The sequence below is a fragment of the Streptomyces sp. NPDC005435 genome, from assembly GCF_040703155.1.
Lineage (GTDB): Bacteria > Actinomycetota > Actinomycetes > Streptomycetales > Streptomycetaceae > Streptomyces.
In genome coordinates, this window is sequence record NZ_JBEXEQ010000016.1 from 1 (window position 1) to 18,830 (window position 18,830).

The 18,830-nt window shown below is 71.6% G+C and carries 15 protein-coding genes; 11 read left to right on the forward strand and 4 right to left on the reverse strand.

The annotated features are described in order from the left end of the window. Positions 1-272: 272 nt before the first annotated feature. The 6 genes from AB0898_RS21025 (at position 273) to AB0898_RS21050 (ending at position 5,654) form a co-directional block, all read left to right on the forward strand. Positions 273-839 carry a hypothetical protein gene (locus AB0898_RS21025; RefSeq protein ID WP_366804461.1) on the forward strand — a complete coding sequence of 189 codons (567 nt, stop codon included), beginning with the start codon at positions 273-275 and terminating at the stop codon, positions 837-839. Between the two features lie 387 nt (positions 840-1,226). Then, complete coding sequence (locus AB0898_RS21030; protein ID WP_366804462.1) at positions 1,227-2,915, forward strand: ATP-binding protein; 1,689 nt, start codon at positions 1,227-1,229, stop codon at positions 2,913-2,915. A 118-nt stretch (positions 2,916-3,033) separates the two neighbouring features. Further along, positions 3,034-3,453, forward strand: a complete 420-nt coding sequence (locus AB0898_RS21035; RefSeq protein WP_366804463.1) for a roadblock/LC7 domain-containing protein — start codon at positions 3,034-3,036, stop codon at positions 3,451-3,453. After that, positions 3,450-3,797, forward strand: coding sequence for a DUF742 domain-containing protein (locus AB0898_RS21040; protein ID WP_366804464.1), 348 nt, complete (start codon positions 3,450-3,452; stop codon positions 3,795-3,797). Before AB0898_RS21035 ends, AB0898_RS21040 begins: the two co-directional genes overlap by 4 nt. After that, positions 3,778-4,392: an ATP/GTP-binding protein gene (locus tag AB0898_RS21045; protein WP_366804465.1), complete on the forward strand. Its 615-nt coding sequence runs from the start codon at positions 3,778-3,780 to the stop codon at positions 4,390-4,392. Before AB0898_RS21040 ends, AB0898_RS21045 begins: the two co-directional genes overlap by 20 nt. Next, on the forward strand, positions 4,389-5,654 hold the full coding sequence (locus tag AB0898_RS21050) for a cytochrome P450 (protein ID WP_366804466.1): 1,266 nt from the start codon (positions 4,389-4,391) through the stop codon (positions 5,652-5,654). The genes AB0898_RS21045 and AB0898_RS21050 overlap by 4 nt, the downstream gene beginning before the upstream one ends. Positions 5,655-5,701: 47 nt before the next feature. Here the strand turns inward: AB0898_RS21050 and AB0898_RS21055 are convergent, their stop codons facing one another. The 3 genes from AB0898_RS21055 to AB0898_RS21065 form a co-directional block, all read right to left on the reverse strand. After that, positions 5,702-6,925, reverse strand: a complete 1,224-nt coding sequence (locus AB0898_RS21055; protein WP_366804467.1) for a cytochrome P450 — start codon at positions 6,923-6,925, stop codon at positions 5,702-5,704. Positions 6,926-7,059: 134 nt separating this feature from the next. After that, on the reverse strand, positions 7,060-10,308 hold the full coding sequence (locus AB0898_RS21060; RefSeq protein WP_366804468.1) for a hypothetical protein: 3,249 nt from the start codon (positions 10,306-10,308) through the stop codon (positions 7,060-7,062). 183 nt (positions 10,309-10,491) lie between these two features. Next, complete coding sequence (locus AB0898_RS21065) at positions 10,492-10,938, reverse strand: hypothetical protein (protein WP_366804469.1); 447 nt, start codon at positions 10,936-10,938, stop codon at positions 10,492-10,494. 361 nt (positions 10,939-11,299) lie between these two features. On the opposite strand from AB0898_RS21065, the gene AB0898_RS21070 reads away from it, so the two are divergent. Beyond that, entirely contained in the window at positions 11,300-12,112 is an 813-nt protein-coding gene (locus tag AB0898_RS21070; RefSeq protein WP_366804470.1) for a hypothetical protein, read from the forward strand. Between the two features lie 144 nt (positions 12,113-12,256). On the opposite strand, the gene AB0898_RS21075 is transcribed toward AB0898_RS21070, so the two are convergent. After that, on the reverse strand, positions 12,257-12,847 hold the full coding sequence (locus AB0898_RS21075; RefSeq protein WP_366804471.1) for a TetR/AcrR family transcriptional regulator: 591 nt from the start codon (positions 12,845-12,847) through the stop codon (positions 12,257-12,259). Between the two features lie 61 nt (positions 12,848-12,908). On the opposite strand from AB0898_RS21075, the gene AB0898_RS21080 reads away from it, so the two are divergent. The 4 genes from AB0898_RS21080 to AB0898_RS21095 all read left to right on the forward strand — a co-directional run bounded on the left by AB0898_RS21080 (position 12,909) and on the right by AB0898_RS21095 (position 18,784). Continuing rightward, positions 12,909-13,766 (forward strand): alpha/beta hydrolase, encoded by an 858-nt coding sequence (locus AB0898_RS21080; protein WP_366804472.1) that lies wholly within the window; start codon positions 12,909-12,911, stop codon positions 13,764-13,766. 1,033 nt (positions 13,767-14,799) lie between these two features. Next, complete coding sequence (locus AB0898_RS21085) at positions 14,800-15,465, forward strand: helix-turn-helix domain-containing protein (RefSeq protein WP_366804473.1); 666 nt, start codon at positions 14,800-14,802, stop codon at positions 15,463-15,465. Between the two features lie 2 nt (positions 15,466-15,467). After that, entirely contained in the window at positions 15,468-16,241 is a 774-nt protein-coding gene (locus tag AB0898_RS21090) for an ABC transporter ATP-binding protein (protein WP_366804474.1), read from the forward strand. Next, positions 16,238-18,784 carry an FtsX-like permease family protein gene (locus tag AB0898_RS21095; RefSeq protein WP_366804475.1) on the forward strand — a complete coding sequence of 849 codons (2,547 nt, stop codon included), beginning with the start codon at positions 16,238-16,240 and terminating at the stop codon, positions 18,782-18,784. Before AB0898_RS21090 ends, AB0898_RS21095 begins: the two co-directional genes overlap by 4 nt. The last annotated feature ends 46 nt before the right edge of the window (positions 18,785-18,830 follow it).

Consider the following 18,830-nt stretch of genomic DNA (forward strand, 5'->3'; position numbering starts at 1 on the left):
CGTCAGAGCCCTCAGCACCACCTGGGGCTGGACCACGACCCCCACCAACGGCAAATCCGTCTGGGCCCGCCTCCCCCTACCCGACAACCAAAACACCCAACACAACCAGAACAACCAGAGCCCCCAAAGCCCCCAGAGCCCCCAGAGCCCCCAGACACCCTGACCACCCAACAACCCCCACCACCACAGACAATGACACGGCACCACCACCCACCACGACAAGCACCCCCACCCCCACCGCCACCCTCACCAAGTACGGCATTCCCGACCCCATGGGCGGCCAGCTCACCGAGGCCGCGGCGACCAACCTGTGCAAGGTGATCCATAGGCAGGGCATGCACGAGCAGTTCCTGGAAGCTCTCTACGCGGCCGAGCCCACAGCACATGAGCCCCCGGTGATCTGCATCGCGCTGGGACTCCTGGCGATGGCCGCCGAACCTTCCTACCGCGGGCAAGCGCTGATCGAGGTGCCGACCATGTCCCGGCCGGGCGGCCTGATGGCCTATCAGGCACGCGGCGGCCAAAGCACGGTGATCGAGAGCGGTGCGCGGGTGCTGGTGGTCAGCGGCGGCGCCGGCACGGACAAGACCACGACGGCGGTCGCCGCCGCCCGCGCCCAGCCGGAAGCGGCGGACGAGGAACTGCGGCTGCGACAGGAAGCGGCCCGGCGCGGGCTGCACGCCCAACCGGCCGGCCACGCCGACTCCAAGGGCTTCTTGGTGGGCGCCCGTTGTCCGGTAGGTCCTCGCATTCCTCGCTATCTGGGTGATCGGTGTCGTCGCTCTCCTGCGGTGGTCGCGTTCGGTTGGCTGAAAAGGGGCCTCTTCAGAGGGAGTTGACGCCTCGGGGAAGGTGCGCGGTGGCTGTTCCGGGGGTGGGACAGTGGGGGCGTATCGGGTATCTCTGGTCCTGGTGCCGGCGGTGTGGTGGGGCCGGCTCTTTATCACGGGCCGGCGGTGTGATGGCTGGTTCACGACGACTTCAGGTCCGGGGGGCCTGAAGGGGTCATTCGGAACGTGGGGCACTCCGGTGTGACTAGCATGTGGCGTAACCGGACTGGAAGATCGCCTTCCTCCGAGGTGGCCGTTTCCGGACCGCGATCGAGGCGTTCGGACGCCGATTCTTCTGCTCGCAGACCGAGGGACCGCGGAATGTCAGTTCCTGCACCGTCCGTTCAACACCGCTCGACGGCCGTTCGGCGCAGCTCGTGGGCGGTACCCGCGGCCGTGGTGGCGGTGACCGGCGTCGCGGCCGCCGTCGCGGCAGGGGTGGCCCCGTCCGGCAGCCGCGGGTGGACGCTCGTCGTGGCGGGCGCGGGCTGGGCGTGTGTCGCCGTCGCGGTGCTCGTCGGACATCTCCTCGTCCGCCGGGCCAGGCTCGCCGCCGCCACCCAGGCCGCCGAGAACGACCGGCTCCGCGCGCAGGCGCAGCAAACCGCCGCGCAGACGGGCCACTTGGCCAACGTGACGCTGCCCTCCCTGCACAAGCTGGTGCTCACCGGCAGCGCCGCCGCCGACGCGCTCGCGGGCGTGTCGATGCCCAACGACCAGAACCTGCGCCGGCTCGCCCATCTCTCCGCCGGCGCCCTGGAAGAGGCCGTGGGGCGCGCGGCCGCCGCGGACAGGGAATCCCGGCAGACCCAGGAGGCGCTGGACGAGATCCTGGCCGAAGCCGACCGGCTCACGCGGGAGACGCTGCCCGCCGCCGTCGCCCGGCTCGCCGAGGGCCGCTCGGCCGACACCGTGCTGGGCGAACTCACGCTTCCCCGCACGCCGTTGATGCACGACCTGGGCGAGCGGTTCGTCCGCGAACTGGCGCGCAGCGAGCGGCGCGCGGGCGGTGCCCGGATCGCCTCCACCAAGGCGCTCAGCCGGGTCCAGGCCAAGGCCGTCAGCATGCTCGCCGACCTGCGGGCGATGCAGGACGAGCACGACGGCACGATGCTCGGCGACCTGATGCGGCTGGACCACAAGACCTCCCAGCTCGTGCTGATCGCCGACCGGCTGGCGCTGCTCATGGGCGGCAAGACCAGCCGTACCTGGAACAAGCCGATCCGGATGGAGAGCATCCTCCGGGGCGCCATCGGCCGTATCGCCGCCTATCAGCGGGTCCGGCTGCACTTCACTTCCCAGGCGGCGATCTCCGGGTTCGCCGCCGAAGGCGTGATGCACCTCCTCGCCGAACTGATCGACAACGCGGCCAACTTCTCCCCGCCCACCGACGAGGTCCACGTCTACGTCGAGGAACACCGGGCCGGGATCGTCGTCACCGTCGAGGACAGCGGGCTGACCATGTCCGAGGCGGCGATGAAGCACGCCGAGGGCGCGGTCACCGGCAGCATGGCCGACCTCGCCTCCCTCCAGGGCACCCGGCTGGGCCTCGCCGTGGTCGGACTGCTCGCCCTCAAGTACCGGATCAACGTCAACTACCGCCCCTCATCCCGCGGCGGCACCGGCGTGGTCGTCCTGCTGCCCCGGCACCTCGTCGCGCAGCAGCGCGACCCGTGGCCCGCGCAGCGGGAGGCGGCCCGGGCGGCCACCGTCCGGCCGGTCCCGGCGCCCGAAGCGCCGGCCCCCGTCAAGGAGGCCCCCGTCGTCGAGGCGCCCGTCATGGAGGCGCACGTACGCCCCGATCCCCCCGTGATCCTGCGGGAAGTCCCCGAGCAGACCCGGCACGAGCCGCCCGCGGCCACGCCCACCGACGCCACCCCGAACGGACTCCCCGTCCGCAAGCCCGGCCGCACCATGAGCGAGGCCGAGCGCGCCCAGCGCCCCGCGAGCGAGCCCACCCCGCCCCGCAAGCGGCCCGTGCACGACGTCGGCTCCCGCTTCGGCGCCTTCCACCGCTCGCGCAGGCCCTCCGGCGGCGCCCAGGGCGGCGGCCGCCCCGACCCCGAGCCGCCGGCCGCCGGGTAGCCCCCACCCCAAGCCCCGCCGGGCCCGCGCCCGGCAGTCACAACCCCCCTCGTGCCCATGAGATTGGAGGTACGGGCCGGTGGCCGCTCAGCCGGACGCCACCGTCCCATCACCCATCATGCAGACCACCGACAACAGCCTCGTCTGGCTGCTGCAGAACCTGCTGGAGCAGACGCCCGGTGCCCGGCACGCCCTGGTCCTCTCCCGCGACGGCCTCAAGCTGTGCTGGACCCCCGACCTGGCCGAGGATCAGGCCGACCAGCTCGCCGCGATCTGTTCCGGCCTCCAGGCCCTGTCCCACGGCGCGTCCGTGGAGTTCGGGGACGGCACCGGCGGAGTGCTCCACTCCATGACCGCCTTCCACGGCGGCCTGCTGTGCATCGTCGGTGCCGGTGAGGGCGCGCACCTCGCGGTCGTCGCCGCCGAGGACGCCGACCCCGGCCTCCTGGGCGAGGAGATGTCCGGGCTGGTCGACAAGATCGGCGAGCATCTGCGGGCCGCGCCCCGGCAGCCGCTCCAGGGGAGCACCCCGTCGTGACCCGCAAGCCGGTGGACACCGGTGCCCCCGACCGGCTCTACACGGTCACCGGCGGGCGCAGCAGCGTCGACGACACCCTGGACCTGGTCACGCTCATCGTCGCGGAGTGCCAGCCGGCCACGGGCATGCAGTCGGAGCACACGCGCATCCTGACCCTCTGCCGGCACCCGACCTCGGTCGTCGAGATCTCCGCCGAGCTGGAGCTGCCGATCATGGTCGTCCGCATCCTGCTGGCCGACCTGCTCGACACCGGCCGGATCACCGCACGCCACCCACCCGTGAACCTCTCGCTCCCCGATCCCGCCCTTCTCAAGGAAGTGCTCCATGGGCTCCGCAATCTCTGAGCTGCCCGCCCACCGCACGCCACTGGCCGACGCGGCGGAAACCGGGCTGAAGATCGTCGTCGTGGGCGGCTTCGGCGTCGGCAAAACCACGCTGGTCCGCTCCGTGAGCGAGATCCGGCCGCTGAACACCGAGGAGGTGATGACGGAGGCCGGCGTCGGCATCGACGAGACCAGCGGCGTCGCCGCGAAGTCGACCACCACCGTCGCCTTCGACTTCGGCCGGATCAGCCTCAACGACACCATGGTGCTGTACCTGTTCGGCGCGCCGGGCCAGCAGCGCTTCTGGTTCCTGTGGGACCGGCTCTTCTCCGGCACCCTCGGCGCCGTCGTCCTCGTGGACACCCGCCGGATGGACGACTCCTGGTACGCGATAGACCGCCTCGAACACCACGGCACGCCCTTCGTGGTGGCCGTCAACCGGTTCGACGACGCGGCCCACTACTCCCTGGCCGAGATCCGGCAGGCCCTCGCGCTGCCGGAGCGCGTGCCGATGGTCGACTGCGACGCACGGGACCGGCAGTCGGGCAAGGACGTGCTGATCACTCTCGTGGACCATGTGTACACGCTGGCCACCGCCCAGGAGGCGACCCCGTGACCGACCCCGGCCCCTTCTCCGCGCAGCCGGCACCGCCGCCCGGCTGCCCCGCCCACGCCGACGCGGTGCGCCTGGCGGGCCTGGAGTACCAGCAGACGCCGTCGCAGATGTACCGGGCGCTGCGCCGCGAGCACGGCGCTGTCGCGCCCATCCTGCTGGACGGCGACATTCCGGCCTGGCTGGTGCTCGGCTACCACGAGGTCGCTCAAGTCACCAGCCACGACGAGCTGTTCGCGCGGGACTCACGGCGCTGGAACCAGTGGGACAACATCCCGCCGGACTGGCCGCTGATGCCCTTCGTCGGCTACCAGCCCTCGGTGCTGTTCACCGAGGGGGAGGAACACCGCCGCCGGGCCGGGGTGATCACCGAGGCGCTGTCCGGGGTGGACCAGTTCGAGCTGGCCCGCGACTGCGAGCTGATCGCCGACGAGCTGATCGCCGGGTTCGCCGGCAGCGGCCACGCCGAGCTGATGGCCTCCTACGTCCACGCGCTGCCGATGCGGGCCGTGGTGCAGATGTGCGGTATGCCGCTCTCCGGCGCGGACACCCAGCAGCTCGTCGACGACCTGCGGATCTCCCTGGACGCGGCCGAGGGCGACGACCCGGTGGCGGCCTACGGGCGCGTGGGCGAGCGGCTGGCGCGGCTGGTCCAGGACAAGCGGGCCGACCCCGGCAAGGACGTCACCTCGCGGATGGTGCTGCACCCGGCGGGGCTCGGCGACGAGGAGATCGTCCAGGACCTGATCTCGGTCATCGCGGCCGCGCAGCAGCCCACCGCCAACTGGATCTGCAACGCGCTGCGTCTGCTGCTCACCGACGAGCGCTTCGAACTCAGCGTGTCCGGCGGCCGGGTGAGCGTGGGCGAGGCGCTGAACGAGGTGCTCTGGCTGGACACGCCCACCCAGAACTTCATCGGCCGCTGGGCGGTACGGGACACCCAGCTCGGCGGCCGGCAGATCCGGGCCGGCGACTGTCTGGTCCTCGGGCTGGCCGCCGCCAACACCGACCCGAGTCTGTGGCCCGAGGGCCATGTGGGCGCGGAGAACGCCGCGCACCTGTCGTTCAGCAACGGCGAGCACCGGTGCCCGTACCCGGCCCCGCTGCTCGCGGACGTCATGGCGCGTACCGCCGTGGAGACGCTGCTGGAGCGGCTGCCCGACCTGGTGCTCGCGGTGGACCCGCACACGCTGACCTGGCGGTCGTCCGTCTGGATGCGGGGGCTGACCACCCTGCCGGTGCGGTTCACGCCGGTCGACGGATAGCCCGCCGGCCCGCTGGGCCCCTGCGGGGAGGGGCCCAGCGGCGCGGGTCAGGCGGTGGGGGTGAAGCGGACCGGGAGGGACTGGGGGCCGCGGGTGAACACGCCCTGCTCGACCGGGTCGAAGCCGTCGGCGAAGCGCAAGTCGGGCATGGCGTCCAGCAGTTGGGCGACGCCGATCTCGACCTCCGCCTTGGCGAGCAGCGCGCCGACGCAGAAGTGCCGGCCCAGCGCGAACGCCAGGTGGTCGGCGGCCGCGGAGAAGGCGTTGGTGGCGGTGAGGTCCTCGCGGAAGATGTCGAAGCGGCCGGGCTCGCGGTAGCGGTTCTCGTCGCGGTTGGCGGAGCCGATCAGGCAGGTGACGGTGACCCCGGCCGGGATGGTGCCGCCGCTGAGCTTCACCTCGGTCGCGGACTGCCGCATGATCATGTGCACCGGCGGGGTGAAGCGCAGGGTCTCCGCGAACGCCCGCGGGATCAGGCTGTGGTCGGCCCGTACGGCGGCGAGCTGGTCGGGGTGGCTCAGCAGGTTGGCGAAGATGCTGGCGATCGCCTTGTCCGTGGTCTCACCGCCGGCGGCGAGCAGCAGGCTGCAGAACGCCTTGATGTCCTCGTCGCTCATCCGTACCCCGTCTACCTCGGCGGCGCACAGCACCGACAGCAGGTCGTCGCCGAGGTTCTCCCGGCGCTCGCGGATGATCGGCAGCATGTACTCCGCGAACTCCACGCGGGTGCGCTCGCCGGCCGCGGCCACCTCCTGGTCGCCGGACAGGTTGCCGAGGAAGGCGATGACGGTGGTGTACCAGCGGTGGAAGCGGGCGTGGTCGGCCTTGTCGAGGCCCAGCATGTCCGCGATCACGTTGACCGGGAAGCGGGTCGCGTAGTCCGCGACGAGGTCGGCGGAGCCGGAGTTCCGGAAGGCGTCGATCAGTTCGCGCGAGTTGCGCTCGATGACGGGCAGGAATTTCTCCTGGAGGTCCCGGCCGCGGAAGGCGGGGGCGACCAGCGCCCGGCGCACGGCGTGCTCACGGCCGCTGAGCTGGAGGATCGTCTTGCCGTGGACCGGCTCAATCTGCCAGTCGTAGTTGTCGGTGGTGAACTCGGCGTCTTTGTCCTTGAAGACGCGCTCGACGTCCTCGTAGCGCGAGATGATGTAACTCTGCGTCGCCTCGTGCCAGATGAGGGGCGCGGACTCCCGCATCAGCCGGTAGGCCGGGTAGGGGTCCGCCGCGAACTCGGGCGAGAGGATGTCGGGTATCTGTGCCGCAGTGGTCATGATGCTCCGTCGGAACCGGGAATCGCGTGTTCCGTAAGGTTATTGATCAGTCGTCAGCTACGACAGTCCCCCAGGGCATCGAGTGGGGCACGCTGCTCGTCTTCGCCGGATGCCGGTCGTCTCCGGTGCGCGGCTCACCCCATGGTGGTGCGAGCGTGCTCGTAGTGCGTGAGGAAGAGGCGGCAGAAGGCGCGTGTGGCCTGGTCGCGGCCACTGGCGGCGAGGTGGTCGAGAATGCTCCAGTAGTGCTCGTACTGCACGTTGCGCAGGGACAGGGTGAACGACGAGACGTCGTTGTTCCAGCGGCGGATGCGGCCGATCCCCTTCACCGCGTGGAAGGCGGTGAGGGCCTCCAGGGTGTGGGCGGGGATGTCCTGGGCGCGGGGTGTGGGCAGGCCGAACTCGTCGAGAGCGTCGAGGTAGTGGTCGCGCAGTTTTTCCCGCTGTGTCCAGCCCTCGTGGTCCAGGGGCAGCAGGGGGAGGTCGTCCATGACGGTGACGGCCTCTTGGAGCAGCGGGAGGGTGGTCTGGGATTCGACGTCGATCAGTACGAGGCCGCCGTGCCTGGTGAGGATCCAGTTGCCCGCGTGGGGGTCCTTCTTGGCCACGACGGGGCTGCCCGGTGCGGCCATCGGCTGGAGCAGGTGCGTCAGCGCGTTCCGGACCTCGGGTGGGGCGTCGAGCTTGTCGCAGGCCTTGGTGACCTGGCGGGCCCAGTCGTCGGCGTGCCGGGGGGTGGCCGTGCGGGGGGTGCCGGAGTCGTCCAGGGCGCGCCAGGCCTGGAATGCGGCCAGGTAGCGCAGGACATCGGCGAAGTGGGGCAGCGGGTTGTCTCCCCGGCCCGTGACCCAGTCGTTGACGGTGGCGCCCAGGAGCCGTCCCTGCATACGGCGCATGACGTACACCGCGTCCTGGTCGTGCGGTGCTTGGAGGCGGACCAGACCGAGGGGCTCGGGCAGCAGCCAGTCCCGGGGAGCGTGCCGGTCGGTGAGCCACCGGCGGAAGCGCTGCGTCCATCGCCACTCCCGGGCGGCCGCCGTGGCGTCCAGCCGCTTGAGGACGATGGTCTGCTCGATCAGACGATGGGCGTCGTTGAGGATGAAGACGCCCTGCTCCCCTGTCCTGCGCTGACCGCCGAGGACGGTGGCGGCGAACTCGCGGTTGCGGACGGCCAGGTGCGCGGCACGCTCCAGGAGGGCGGGCCGGTCGCCTGCGAGGAGGAGCGCGGACAGGGGGGTAGGTGGCTGCCCGGTCAGCTCGGACGGGTCGAGGGCCGCGTGGCGCTCGGCGAGATCGGCCAGCTGAAGAACCGGCCAGGGCCATGCGGGATCACAGGTACACGCCTGCAGGGCGTATCCGGCGCTGCGGGTGAGCTGGGCGTCGTCAGCGGTGATGTGGTGCAGGCGGCCGGCGGCAGCGGCGGCGAGACTGCGGTTCTCGCGGGCCCGGTTGGCGTGGGTGTAGGTCTCCTCTTTGAGGGCGAGGGCATGTTCGAGATCCTCGGCGTCGAGGTTTCTGGTGCCCCGCCGGTAGTAGGCGTCTCCCAGGTGGCCGAGGACCGCGGTTCGGTCCCGCTCCGGCCGGGCCGGCTCCGCTGCCTCCGTTGCGGTGGACGCCTCGAGGGCCAGTGACGCGTCCAGATTCCTGATGGCCGTGTCGAGCATGCCGTCGGTGGGGTTCAAGGCGTAGGAGCGCAGTGCGGCCTCGCCCAGCCGGCTGTGGATGATGACGGGGTCGAAGTCGCGGCGCGGGGAGGAAGCGACGGTCTGGGCTCGGGCCAGTGCCTTTTCGAGCCAGTCGACCGCTTCGTGGAGCAGGCCGGCCGCCTCCTCGGCGTCGGCCTCGTCGCCGGCGGCCAGTATTTTCGCCAGCGCGAGAGCGCCGGCGCCGGCGTCGGCGTACGCGTCGGCGCCGGCAGGCTCGTCCACCGCGCCGAAGCTGACCCGGTACAGCGCCAGGGCGCGGTCGAGGAAGGCGGGGGCGGTCTCTTCGTCGCTACGGGCGAGGAGGCGGGCGAGGAGCGCGGCGTGGCCGGCTACGTGACGGCGGGCCGGCTGTGTCAACTCCGGGTGCGCGAGGTCGATTTCGAGGCGGTCCAGGGCGTCCTCCAGCAGGAGGCGGCATTGCCCGGCGCCTTCGGCGGCAACCACGCTCCGGCAGGCACGGGACAGGGCAGCGCCCGGAATCGGCTCGTCGGCCGGCAGCCGGATGATCTCCTGGGCCAGTCGGCGCAGTTCGTCGGTGGCTTTGGCCTCCACCGCGCGGGCGACCGCGTCGTCGAGTTCCCGGACGCGCGCCGTGGCGGCAAGCCGGGCGGACTGCGGCAGCAGGTCCAGCATGCCGCGTGCGCGGGCGAGATCGGCGGCGGCCCCGTCCCGGTCGTGGCCTCGCAGCAGAACTCGGGAGCAGTCCAGCAGGGCGGCTGCGATCACGAGGCCGCCGATGTGGTCGGCGGCCTCGGGGGCGAGGAGGTCGTCGAGTGCGGCCTGCAGCCGCGCGGTGCTGCGCCGGCCGTGGATGTCGGTGCCGAAGCGGTAGAGCTGGTGGCGTACATGCCCGCGTCGGGCCACGAGGTATCCGGGATCGGCACCTTCGGCGTTCGGCTGCCCGGCGGTCTCCCGCGCCTGGGTGTAGGCGGCTTCGGCGTCGCTCAGCAGCTGGAGGCCCTCCTCAAGCTGTCCGCCGCGCAGCCGGACCAGGCCCAGTCCGGCCAGGACGTCCGCCCGTGCCGTGCGCAGCTTCCGGGTGACCGGCGGGCGCTTGAGTGTCCGCAGGATGCTCTGCGCCTTCTCCAAGTGAGCCGGAACGCGTTCGGCGCGGAACAAGCGCAGGTGGATCTCCGCCCGGTAGGCGAAGTGTTCCTCGCTGGTGTCGCATTGTTCCGCGAAGGCCGAGTGTTCCTCGGCCCGCGTCAGCAGATCGACGGCCTCGGGATCGGTCTCGTCCAGATCCCGGGCCAGCATCACGTGCGCGACGGCCAGCTGGCCGTTGCAGTGACAGCGCCTGTCGAGCGGCATGGGCCGTCCGGTCCGGTCGGCCCAAGTGAGCGCCTGGACGGCCTCGTTGAGCAGAAAACGGCCTGGTTCGCGCCGGCCGCCCATGAAGAGCTTCTGTCCGAGGTGGAAGCAGCGGCTGCCGAACTGCAGGGTCACTTCGCGTCGCGTACTCGTCGGATTCCAGCCGGCGGCGCGCACAGCCGCGTCCAGGCCTGGACCGCGCCGCGCGAAATGCTCGCGGAACATGTGCAGCAGCGGGATCCACACGGCTTCGCGCCGCTCCGCCTTCCAGTGTTCCTTGGTGGCCCTCCAGGCCCGGACCAGTTCATCGGGTGCCGGGTCCACCTTCACCGCGTCCAGCCGGACGGGACGTACGCAGTGGCGCATGGCCCGGTGGAGGTCTCCCGGTAGGTCGACGCCGTGCGCACGCAGCGTCTTGACGCTCTCGTCGAGGGGAGATGCCTGGTGTGTCCGGCGTGATGGCCGGTCGCTGCCCGTCACCCGGCCATCCTGGCAGGCGTGTTGGGAGGGGGCAATCGGTCTGGACCGTGGACGGGGAAGGTGCTGTCGCTATCGCGACACCTCGGCGCGGGCGGTGTCGACGAAGCGGCGCACGGCGTCACGTGTGGTGTCGGAGCGCTCCTTCATGAGATCCAGGCCCTGTGCCTTCTTGATCAGGGAGACGGTCTCCCGCGCGGCTGTGGCGGCCAGTCGTATGTCCTCGTTCCCGGCGAGCAGAACGACCCGGTAGTAGGCGGTCCACATGGTGCTGCGGGACGCGTAGACCGGGGAGGAGTCATGGGTGATGCCGTTGTGTTCGGCGAACCAGCGGTCCATGAGTTCCCTGCGCAGCTCCATGACCGCCTCGGCGAAAGCCACGTAGGCCGAGATGCGCTCCTCATGCAGGCGGGCCAGCGAGGCGTTGCGCCGCTGCAGCAGATGGGTCACGAAAGCACCGACGGCGGTACCCAGAAGGGCGCCGCCGATTCCCGTCGCCGCGGACACGATGTCAGCCATGCGCAGTACATGCGCGCTGGGAGCGGTCTTCAACCCCGGTGTTGCTGCCGCCTGTGGCCGGTTGCGCGCGCCCTGGCCCGCTGGGCGGGGAAGAGGGGCTCTCGGCCGTGGGCCGGCTCGGACGAACTCCGGCTGCTGACCGCGCTGTTGCTGCCCGGTGATGCCGGCTGCGGCCCGGACCCGGTTATGGCACAGCCCGCCCCCGCCCCGCAGGCGGTCCTGTGTGACGCCGATGAGCCGATCGCGGGCCCGCTCGGCACCGCGGCGCTCGTCGGCACCGATCTGCCAAACGCCAAGGCTTCCCGTCTTCAGGGGCAGGGTGGGGGCGACGTATCGTTAACTCCCTTGACAGGGAGGGACGTTGGACAGGCAGGGCAGGGCGGACGCGGTGGACCGGGAGATGGTCGCGCGGGGACTGCCCGAGGAGGCCGTCTCGGCTCTGGTGGGGTGGTGGAGCGAGAACGCCGGCCGGTATCCGGACGCGACACCGGGCGCGCACACCGTCCGCTACACCCCCGCCCGGTGGGAGCGGGTCGCCCCCTGGCCCGCCGCGCTGGCAGCCCGTTCCGGCGCGGGCGACGCCGGGGTCGACCGGGCGCAGGTGGCGTCGGCCGTCGCGGACGCGCTCGGGCGCGAGGCGTTCGCCGAGGCACTGGTCGCCACCTATGTGTGGGGCAAGGGCAAGCGCGGCACCCCGGGCGGGAGCGGTCCGGCCGCGCTGGAGAAGATCCTTGCCGCCCATGGTCTGGAGGAGGCGCTCGCCGAGGCGGTCACCGCGCTGCGTGAGGACGGTGCGCGGCGTGCCTACGAGGTCCTGCTGAAGCCGTCCAACGGGCTGGGGCCGTCGTTCTTCACGAAGTTCCTGTACTTCGCCGGGCAGGCGGTCCCTCCCGGGCACGGGCCGCGGCCGCTCATCCTCGACCGTGTCCTGGCCCGGCGGCTGCGTACGGTGGCGGCCCGGGTCGGCCGGGACACGGGCTACGACCCCGACGGGTCGGTCGCGGCCTGGGTGTGGGCGGACGGAGGCTGGTCGCCTCACCGCTACGCGGTCTACCTGTCGTTCATGCGGGCGGCGGCCGAAAAGTTGAGGACCGCCGACGGCTGGCCGGCGGACGCGGGCGCCGATCTGTTGGAATGCGCTCTGTTCACCACGACTTGGAGCTTGTCCGGCTGACGTCGGCGGCCGGTGGCCGGTGCCCGACTGCGCTGGAGCCGGCGTGCCCGGGGCCTCGCGGCAGCGCAGCGGCCCGCAAGCGCGTGGAGCCGGTCGTGAACCTGTGCACCGCTCACGCGCGGTTCTCCGTCGCGCTGTTCGGGATCAGTCCTCGTCGGCCCGAGTGATGGCGGTATTCAACAGCTTGGCCATCGATCGGCCGGCCACCCGCAGGGGTTCCGGGTCGCGGGCGGCCCGGCTGAGCATGAAGGCCCCCTCCAGCATCATGACCATCGAGTACGCGAGGGACTGTGCCGTCTTCGGGTCGGCCACCCAACGGCCGAACCACCGCGCCGCCGCCCCGACCCATTCCTCGAAGACCTCTGCCGTCGCGACCCGCAGCACCTCGTTGCTGCTCGCGACTTCCAGGGCCACCGTCCCGATCGGGCACGCGTCGGCATAGCCGGCCGCCGCGAGGTCGGCCGCGGCCGCGTCGAAGGCGTGCACGAGGGACTCCGCCGGGTCCGGCACGCTGTCCAGCAGGGCCAGGACCATGCGGCCGTACTCGGTTCCGGACGTGCGGATCATGTCCTCGGCCAGTTGCTGCTTGCCGCCGGGGAAGAAGTGGTAGATCGAGCCGAACGGTGCGTCCGCCTCCCCCGCGATCCGCTTCAGGCCGGTGGCCGAGTAGCCGTGCCGGCGGAACAGCATCGCGGCGGCACCCTCGATCCTGGCTCGTGTGTCCGACTGTCCCATTGCCCTCCACCCCTTTCCCCGCCAAGATTACAGTAGAACGATCTATCAAGCGGGGGTCGAGATGCCGAGAATCGAGTTGTCGTCCGGACCGATCGACTACCAGGACACCGGCGGTGCGGGGCCGGTGCTGGTGTTCGGCCACGGTCTGCCGATGAACGAGACCCAGTGGCGCAAGGTGGTCCCGCTCCTGGACGGATACCGCTGCGTCCTGCCCACACTGCCCCTGGGGGGTCACCGTCAGCCGATGCACCCGGATGCGGATCTGTCCCAGCGCGGTGTCGCCCGGCTCCTGGGCGAGTTCATCGAGAGGCTCGGTCTGGGCCGGGTGACCCTCGTCCTCAATGACTGGGGCGGGGGCCAGTTCCTGGTGCTGGACGGACACGACCAGCACCTCGCGCGCATGGTGCTGGTGGCCTGCGAGGCCTTCGACAACTTCCCGCCGGGGCCGGCCAAGGCGCTGGCGCGGGTGTGCGGGATTCCCGGCGGCGTCCGGCTCGTGACGCGGCTCATGCGCGTTCCCGCCTTCCGCCGCAGCCGGGGCGGCTACGGCGGGATGAGCCTGCGCGGGATCCCCGACGAGATCATGGACGACTGGTTCGCTCCCGCCACCCGCAGCAGGGCCGTCCGCCGGGACTTCGCCAAGTTCGCCACCGGGGCGCCCGATCGCGAGACCTTGCTCGCCTGGAGCGAGCGGCTGCGTGATTTCGACCGCCCGGTACTGGTCGTCTGGGCGACCGAAGACCGCTTGATGCCGCGTGAGCACGGCCCCCGGCTGGCCGAGCTGTACCCGCAGGGCCGGCTGATCGAGATCTCCGACTCGTCCACCCTCATTCCCGAGGACCAGCCCGAACAACTCGCCCGGGTACTTACCGACTTCCTGATCCAAACGGGGGCGGAGCCGATCCGACACGTCTCCTGAGCGTGGGGGTGGCTGGCGGGTCCGACAGCCGCTACCGGCCTCCCGCCCAGGTACGCACTGTCGCGCCCGGCGTCCAGGGCGGCCGGGCCTGAGCTGTCACAGTCCGGGCCCAGCGCGCCCGACCGGGCGGGGTGCCCGGGAGGGGTGGCACGTAGCAGGGGCGTGGACTCTGGTGGGGGGCGGCGCCGGTGGGGGCCGCATGCACGGTGCCGTTGGCCGCTTCGGTGGTGCACGCGGTCGGGCAGGCGTGGCACGGGGGGGGCCGGCGGATTTGGTGACGGTGCTGGGGTTCCCGCTCGCCGTGGCCGGGGGTGGTGAGGATGCCGGCCGGGTTCCGTAAGTCCCAGGTGGGCACGGAGGCGGATCTGGCGCTGGGACAGGCACGGTCGCCGACACGGCTGGCGGCCGGGAGTGAGGGCCGGGTCCTGACGCAGCTGCTGGGCCGGGACACCGCGCGGATCAACCTGCGTAACGGCCTGGCGCCGAATCCGGTACGGGCGGGTGAGCGCGCTGGCGGCGGGTTCGGGGATCGCGGACCCGGGAGTGGGTCTGCCGGACGTCTCGGCCTGCTACCGAGCCACCCGCCCGGCCCGGCCGGTCGTCACCGGCGCCCCGGGGGCAGGCACCCCGCAACTGCCGCTCGGCCTGATCGCGGACCGCCAGGATGCCGACTCGGTGCCGGTACGGGTCCCGCCGGCCCAGTGGGACATCGGCATCCCCTTGCGCGAGGTTCTGGCGCGGCGGCCGGGTCGAGACGGTCAGCCGCACCAAGGCGGTCGCGGTCTACCTCGTCGCGCACGGACTCGTACTGACGGAGCTGGACGGTCTGGGTTGACCACAACGTCCTGGCCGTAGCAGATGTGTTCAACAAGCTCAGCTCAGGAAGGCTTCGCCGGCGCCTGACTCGTCGAGGGCGGCTGGTACGGGCTTGCCTGTTTCTGCCCGTAGCTCCTTGGCCGAAGCCATGGGGGCTCCCCCGCCCACACCTCTGAACTGCTTGCACAAAATGCTGTGCACATGGAATTGTGCATGTGTGTCAGAAGAACCCGGGCTGAGGGAGATCGCCGATCTGGCGACGTTGAAGGCGCTCAGCCATCCCCGGCGGTATCAGATCTTCCAGCAGCTCTCGCTGCTCGGCTCGGCCACGTCGGCGACGCTTGCGCGGGAGCTCGGTCTCAACACCGGTGCGACCAGTTATCACCTGCGTGAGCTGGCGAGGCACGGGTTCATCGAGGAGGTGCCCAAGGACGGGCAGGCGCATGGGCGGGAGCGGTGGTGGCGGGTCGTACCCGCCGATCTGCGGTTTCCCGAGCGGAGCCGGCAGAGTGCGGAGATCCGGCCCGTCATCGACGAGATGAACCGCCGTGCCTACGCGGCGGACGTCGAGCTGTTCGAGCAGCTGCGGCAGCAGAGCGACGATCTCGCGGAGTGGGCCGACGCCTTCCTCTACTCGCGGGGCTCGATGCGGCTGACCCTCGACGAACTGCGTTCCTTCTTCGAGGAGTACATCGCCCTGATCAACCGCTACAAGCGGGCGGACGACGAGGCCCCGGACGGGGCGCGGACCGTGCTGACCCGTTTCTTCGCGTTTCCGGCACCCGACTCCGACCCCGAGCAGGGCGTGGCCGAGAACGCGGAGTCCGTCGACCGGCCGGGGGCCGCGTGCGAGCCCGCGTCAGAGAGGAACGAGAGCCCGTGAGGATGAGAGCCAGGGGCAGGTCGGACGAGCGGGAGAACGTGAGCAGCCGGGCCGTACTGCTGGAGGGGGTCACCAAGACCTACGGCCGGGGCGGCCAGACCGTCACCGCGCTCGACGACGTGTCCGTCGGGATTCCGCGCGGGACCTTCACCGCGGTCATGGGTCCGTCCGGTTCCGGCAAGAGCACCTTTCTGCACTGCGCCGCGGGGCTGGACCAGCCCACTTCCGGTTCCGTCAGGATCGCCGGCGAGGACCTCACGGGCATGGACGAGACCGCGCTGACGCATGTGCGCCGGCGCCGGGTGGGCTTCGTGTTCCAGGCGTTCAATCTCGTACCCGCCCTCACGGTCCGCCAGAACATCACCCTGCCGCTGCGGCTGGCCGGACAGCGCTCCGACCGGGGCTGGCTGGACGAGATCGTCGAACGGGTCGGTCTGGCCGGGCGCGTCGGCCACCGGCCGTCGCAGCTGTCCGGTGGCCAGCAGCAGCGGGTCGCCATCGCCCGGGCCCTCATCACGCGGCCCGACGTCATCTTCGGCGACGAACCGACCGGCGCGCTGGACACCGTCACGGCCAAGGAGATCCTCACGCTGCTGCGGGCGTGTGTCGACGAGTCCGGGCAGACCGTCGTACTGGTGACGCACGACCCGGTGGCGGCCTCGTACGCGCAGCGCGTGCTGTTTCTCGCCGACGGGCGCATCGTCGACGACACGGACCGGCCCACGGCCGATCGGATCGCCGAGCGCATGACGCGCTTAGGGGCGTGGTCCCGATGATCGGCTACGCCTTCAGTACGCTGCGGTTCCGCAAGGGGGGCTTCATCGGGGCCTTCTTCGCGCTGCTGTGCGCCGCGGCCCTCGTCACCGCCTGCGGCACCCTGCTGATGACGGGACTCACCGGGACGATCGAGACGGAACGCTACGCGGCGGCCCCGGTCATCGTCGCCGGGGACCAGAACGTCCACTCGGTGAAAGTGACGGAGAAACACGGCAAGCGGAAGGTCAAGCGCAAGGCCAAGCCCCTGGACGAGCGGGTCTGGCTGCCGGCCGGCCTCACGGCGAAGGTCGCCGCCGTCCCCGGCGTCAAGGCGGCCGTACCGGAACGGGAGTTCCCCGCCTATGTCGTCACCCGTCAGGGACGGATCGTCCCGGGGCCGGACGGCAAGGTGTCGCTGGGGCATTCCTGGGAGTCGGCGGCTCTGACGCCCTTCAGACTGACGGACGGTCACGCCCCCGGGGCGGCGGATCAGGTCGTGCTCGACCGGGAACTGGCGGCGCGGGCCGGCCTCAAGGTCGGTGACCGGGTGACCGTACAGGCGACGGGCGCGCCGGCCGTCTACCGCGTGTCCGGCGTCGCGGCCGCTCAGGGCGGCGATCTGCGGGAACAGTCGTCGCTGTTCTTCTCCGCGCGGGAGGCCGAGCGGCTGAGCGGGCGTCCGGGCCGGGTGGCCGTCATCGGGGTGATCCCCGATCAGGGAGCCGACCCGGCGAAGCTGCGGAGTGCCGTCGCCGGTGCGCTGAACGGCACCACCGCCCAGGTGCAGAGCGCCGGCGACCGGGGAGCCGTGGAGTTCCTCGGGGCGAGCAGGGCCCGGGTGCAGCTGATCAGCATGGGCGGCGCCATCGCGGCGGTCTCCCTGCTGGTGGCGGTCCTGGTGGTGGTCGGCACCTTCTCGCTCTCCATCCAGCAGCGGTACCGGGAACTGGCCCTCCTGCGTGCCGTGGCGGCGACACCCCGGCAGATCCGCGGGCTGATCGGCCGGGAGGCCGCCGTCATCGGCCTGGTCGCGGGCGGTGCCGGCGCGGTCGCCGGACTGCCGCTCGCCGTGTGGCTGTACGGCGAATTCGTGCACTTCGGCACCATTCCCGACGCGCTGGGGCTGACCCTCGGACCGTATCCCCTGCTCGCCGCGGTGCTGGTCACCGTGCTGGGCGCATGGGCGGCGGCCCGGGTGTCGGCACGGCGGGTGGCGCGGATCCGCCCGGCCGAGGCGCTGTCCGAGGCCGCGCTGGAGACCCGGCCGTTCGCGGCCGGACGGCTGATCCCCGGAGTGATCTTCCTCGTCGTCGGCGTGGTGCTGCTGTTCGTGCTGAGCATCCTGCACACGGAGCCGGCCTCGGCGCCCGTCACCTATCTGTGCGTGATCATGCTTTCGGCGGCCGTGGCGCTGCTGGGACCGGTCATCGCCCGGGCCGGCATCGCCGCGCTCGGTACGCCGCTCAGGGTTTCCCGGATCAGCGGGTACCTCGCGGCGGCCAACAGCCGGACCAGTCTGCGGCGGGTCTCCGCCGCCCTCACTCCGCTCACCCTGCTGGTGGGCATGACCTGCACCATCGTCTTCGTCCAGTCGACGCTGGGCCACGCCGCCCTGAGCCAGGCCCAGGACGGCAGCCGGGCGGACTACACCCTCGCCTCGTCCGGGCCGGGGGTGCCCGGCCCGGCGGCGGACAAGGTGCGGCATCTGTCCGGAGTGACCGCTGTCACCGAGGTCGTACGCAGCACGGTCCGGGTGGGCCTGGACAAGTTCCAGATCCAGGGCGTCACACCCGAGGGCCTGGACAGGACCATGGATCCCGGAGTCGTGTCGGGCTCGCTGAAGGACCTGGGCAACGGAAGCATGGCCGTCAGCGAGGTCGCCGAGGGCATCGTCGGCGGCGTCGGCAGCAAGGCGGAGGTGACCATGGGGGACGGCACCCGGGTGCCGCTCACGGTGGTCGCGGTGTACGACCGCGGCCTGGGCTTCGGCGACCTCACCATGGCCCATGACCTGGTGGCCGCGCATGTCGACAACCCGCTCGGCTCGGCGGTGCTCGTCAGGACCGACCGGACGAAGGAGGAACTGGCCTCCGCGGTGAGCGGCTATCCCGGGGTACGTGTCCTCGACGGCGATGAGGTCGACTCGCTCCGGGCGGACCGGCAACAGTCCAACGCCGCGGTCAACTTCGTGGCGATGGGACTGATCGTCGCCTTCACGGCCATCGCGGTGGTCAACGCCCTCGCCATGTCCACCACCGGCCGCTCCCGCGAGTTCGCGCTGCTACGGCTCGTCGGCACCACTCGGCGGCAGGTCCTGCGGATGCTGCGCCTGGAGTCGCTCGCGATCGTGCTGCTCGCGGTGGTCGTCGGCACGGTGATCGCCGTGGCCACGCTCACCGCCTTCGCCGTCGGCATGACGGGCAGCGCGGCTCCCTGTCTCTCCACGCTCACCTACGGGGGCATCGTGGCGGTCGCCGCCTGTCTGGCCCTGGCCGCGACGATGATCTCGGCCCGCGTCGCTCTCGCCGGCAAGCCGGCGGACGTGATCGGGGCCAGGGAGTAGGTCCGGTCGGCCGGCGTGTTCTGTCCCTGGCTCTGTCCCTGGCCGG

Coding starts and splice junctions, on each gene's coding strand:
- AB0898_RS21080 (WP_366804472.1), top strand. CDS start 12,909: ATGCCGAGAATCGAGTTGTCGTCCGGACCGATCGACTACCAGGACACC.
- AB0898_RS21065 (WP_366804469.1), bottom strand. CDS start 10,938: ATGGCTGACATCGTGTCCGCGGCGACGGGAATCGGCGGCGCCCTTCTG.
- AB0898_RS21055 (WP_366804467.1), bottom strand. CDS start 6,925: ATGACCACTGCGGCACAGATACCCGACATCCTCTCGCCCGAGTTCGCG.
- AB0898_RS21035 (WP_366804463.1), top strand. CDS start 3,034: ATGCAGACCACCGACAACAGCCTCGTCTGGCTGCTGCAGAACCTGCTG.
- AB0898_RS21045 (WP_366804465.1), top strand. CDS start 3,778: ATGGGCTCCGCAATCTCTGAGCTGCCCGCCCACCGCACGCCACTGGCC.
- AB0898_RS21075 (WP_366804471.1), bottom strand. CDS start 12,847: ATGGGACAGTCGGACACACGAGCCAGGATCGAGGGTGCCGCCGCGATG.
- AB0898_RS21090 (WP_366804474.1), top strand. CDS start 15,468: ATGAGAGCCAGGGGCAGGTCGGACGAGCGGGAGAACGTGAGCAGCCGG.
- AB0898_RS21025 (WP_366804461.1), top strand. CDS start 273: ATGGGCGGCCAGCTCACCGAGGCCGCGGCGACCAACCTGTGCAAGGTG.
- AB0898_RS21095 (WP_366804475.1), top strand. CDS start 16,238: ATGATCGGCTACGCCTTCAGTACGCTGCGGTTCCGCAAGGGGGGCTTC.
- AB0898_RS21060 (WP_366804468.1), bottom strand. CDS start 10,308: ATGCGCCACTGCGTACGTCCCGTCCGGCTGGACGCGGTGAAGGTGGAC.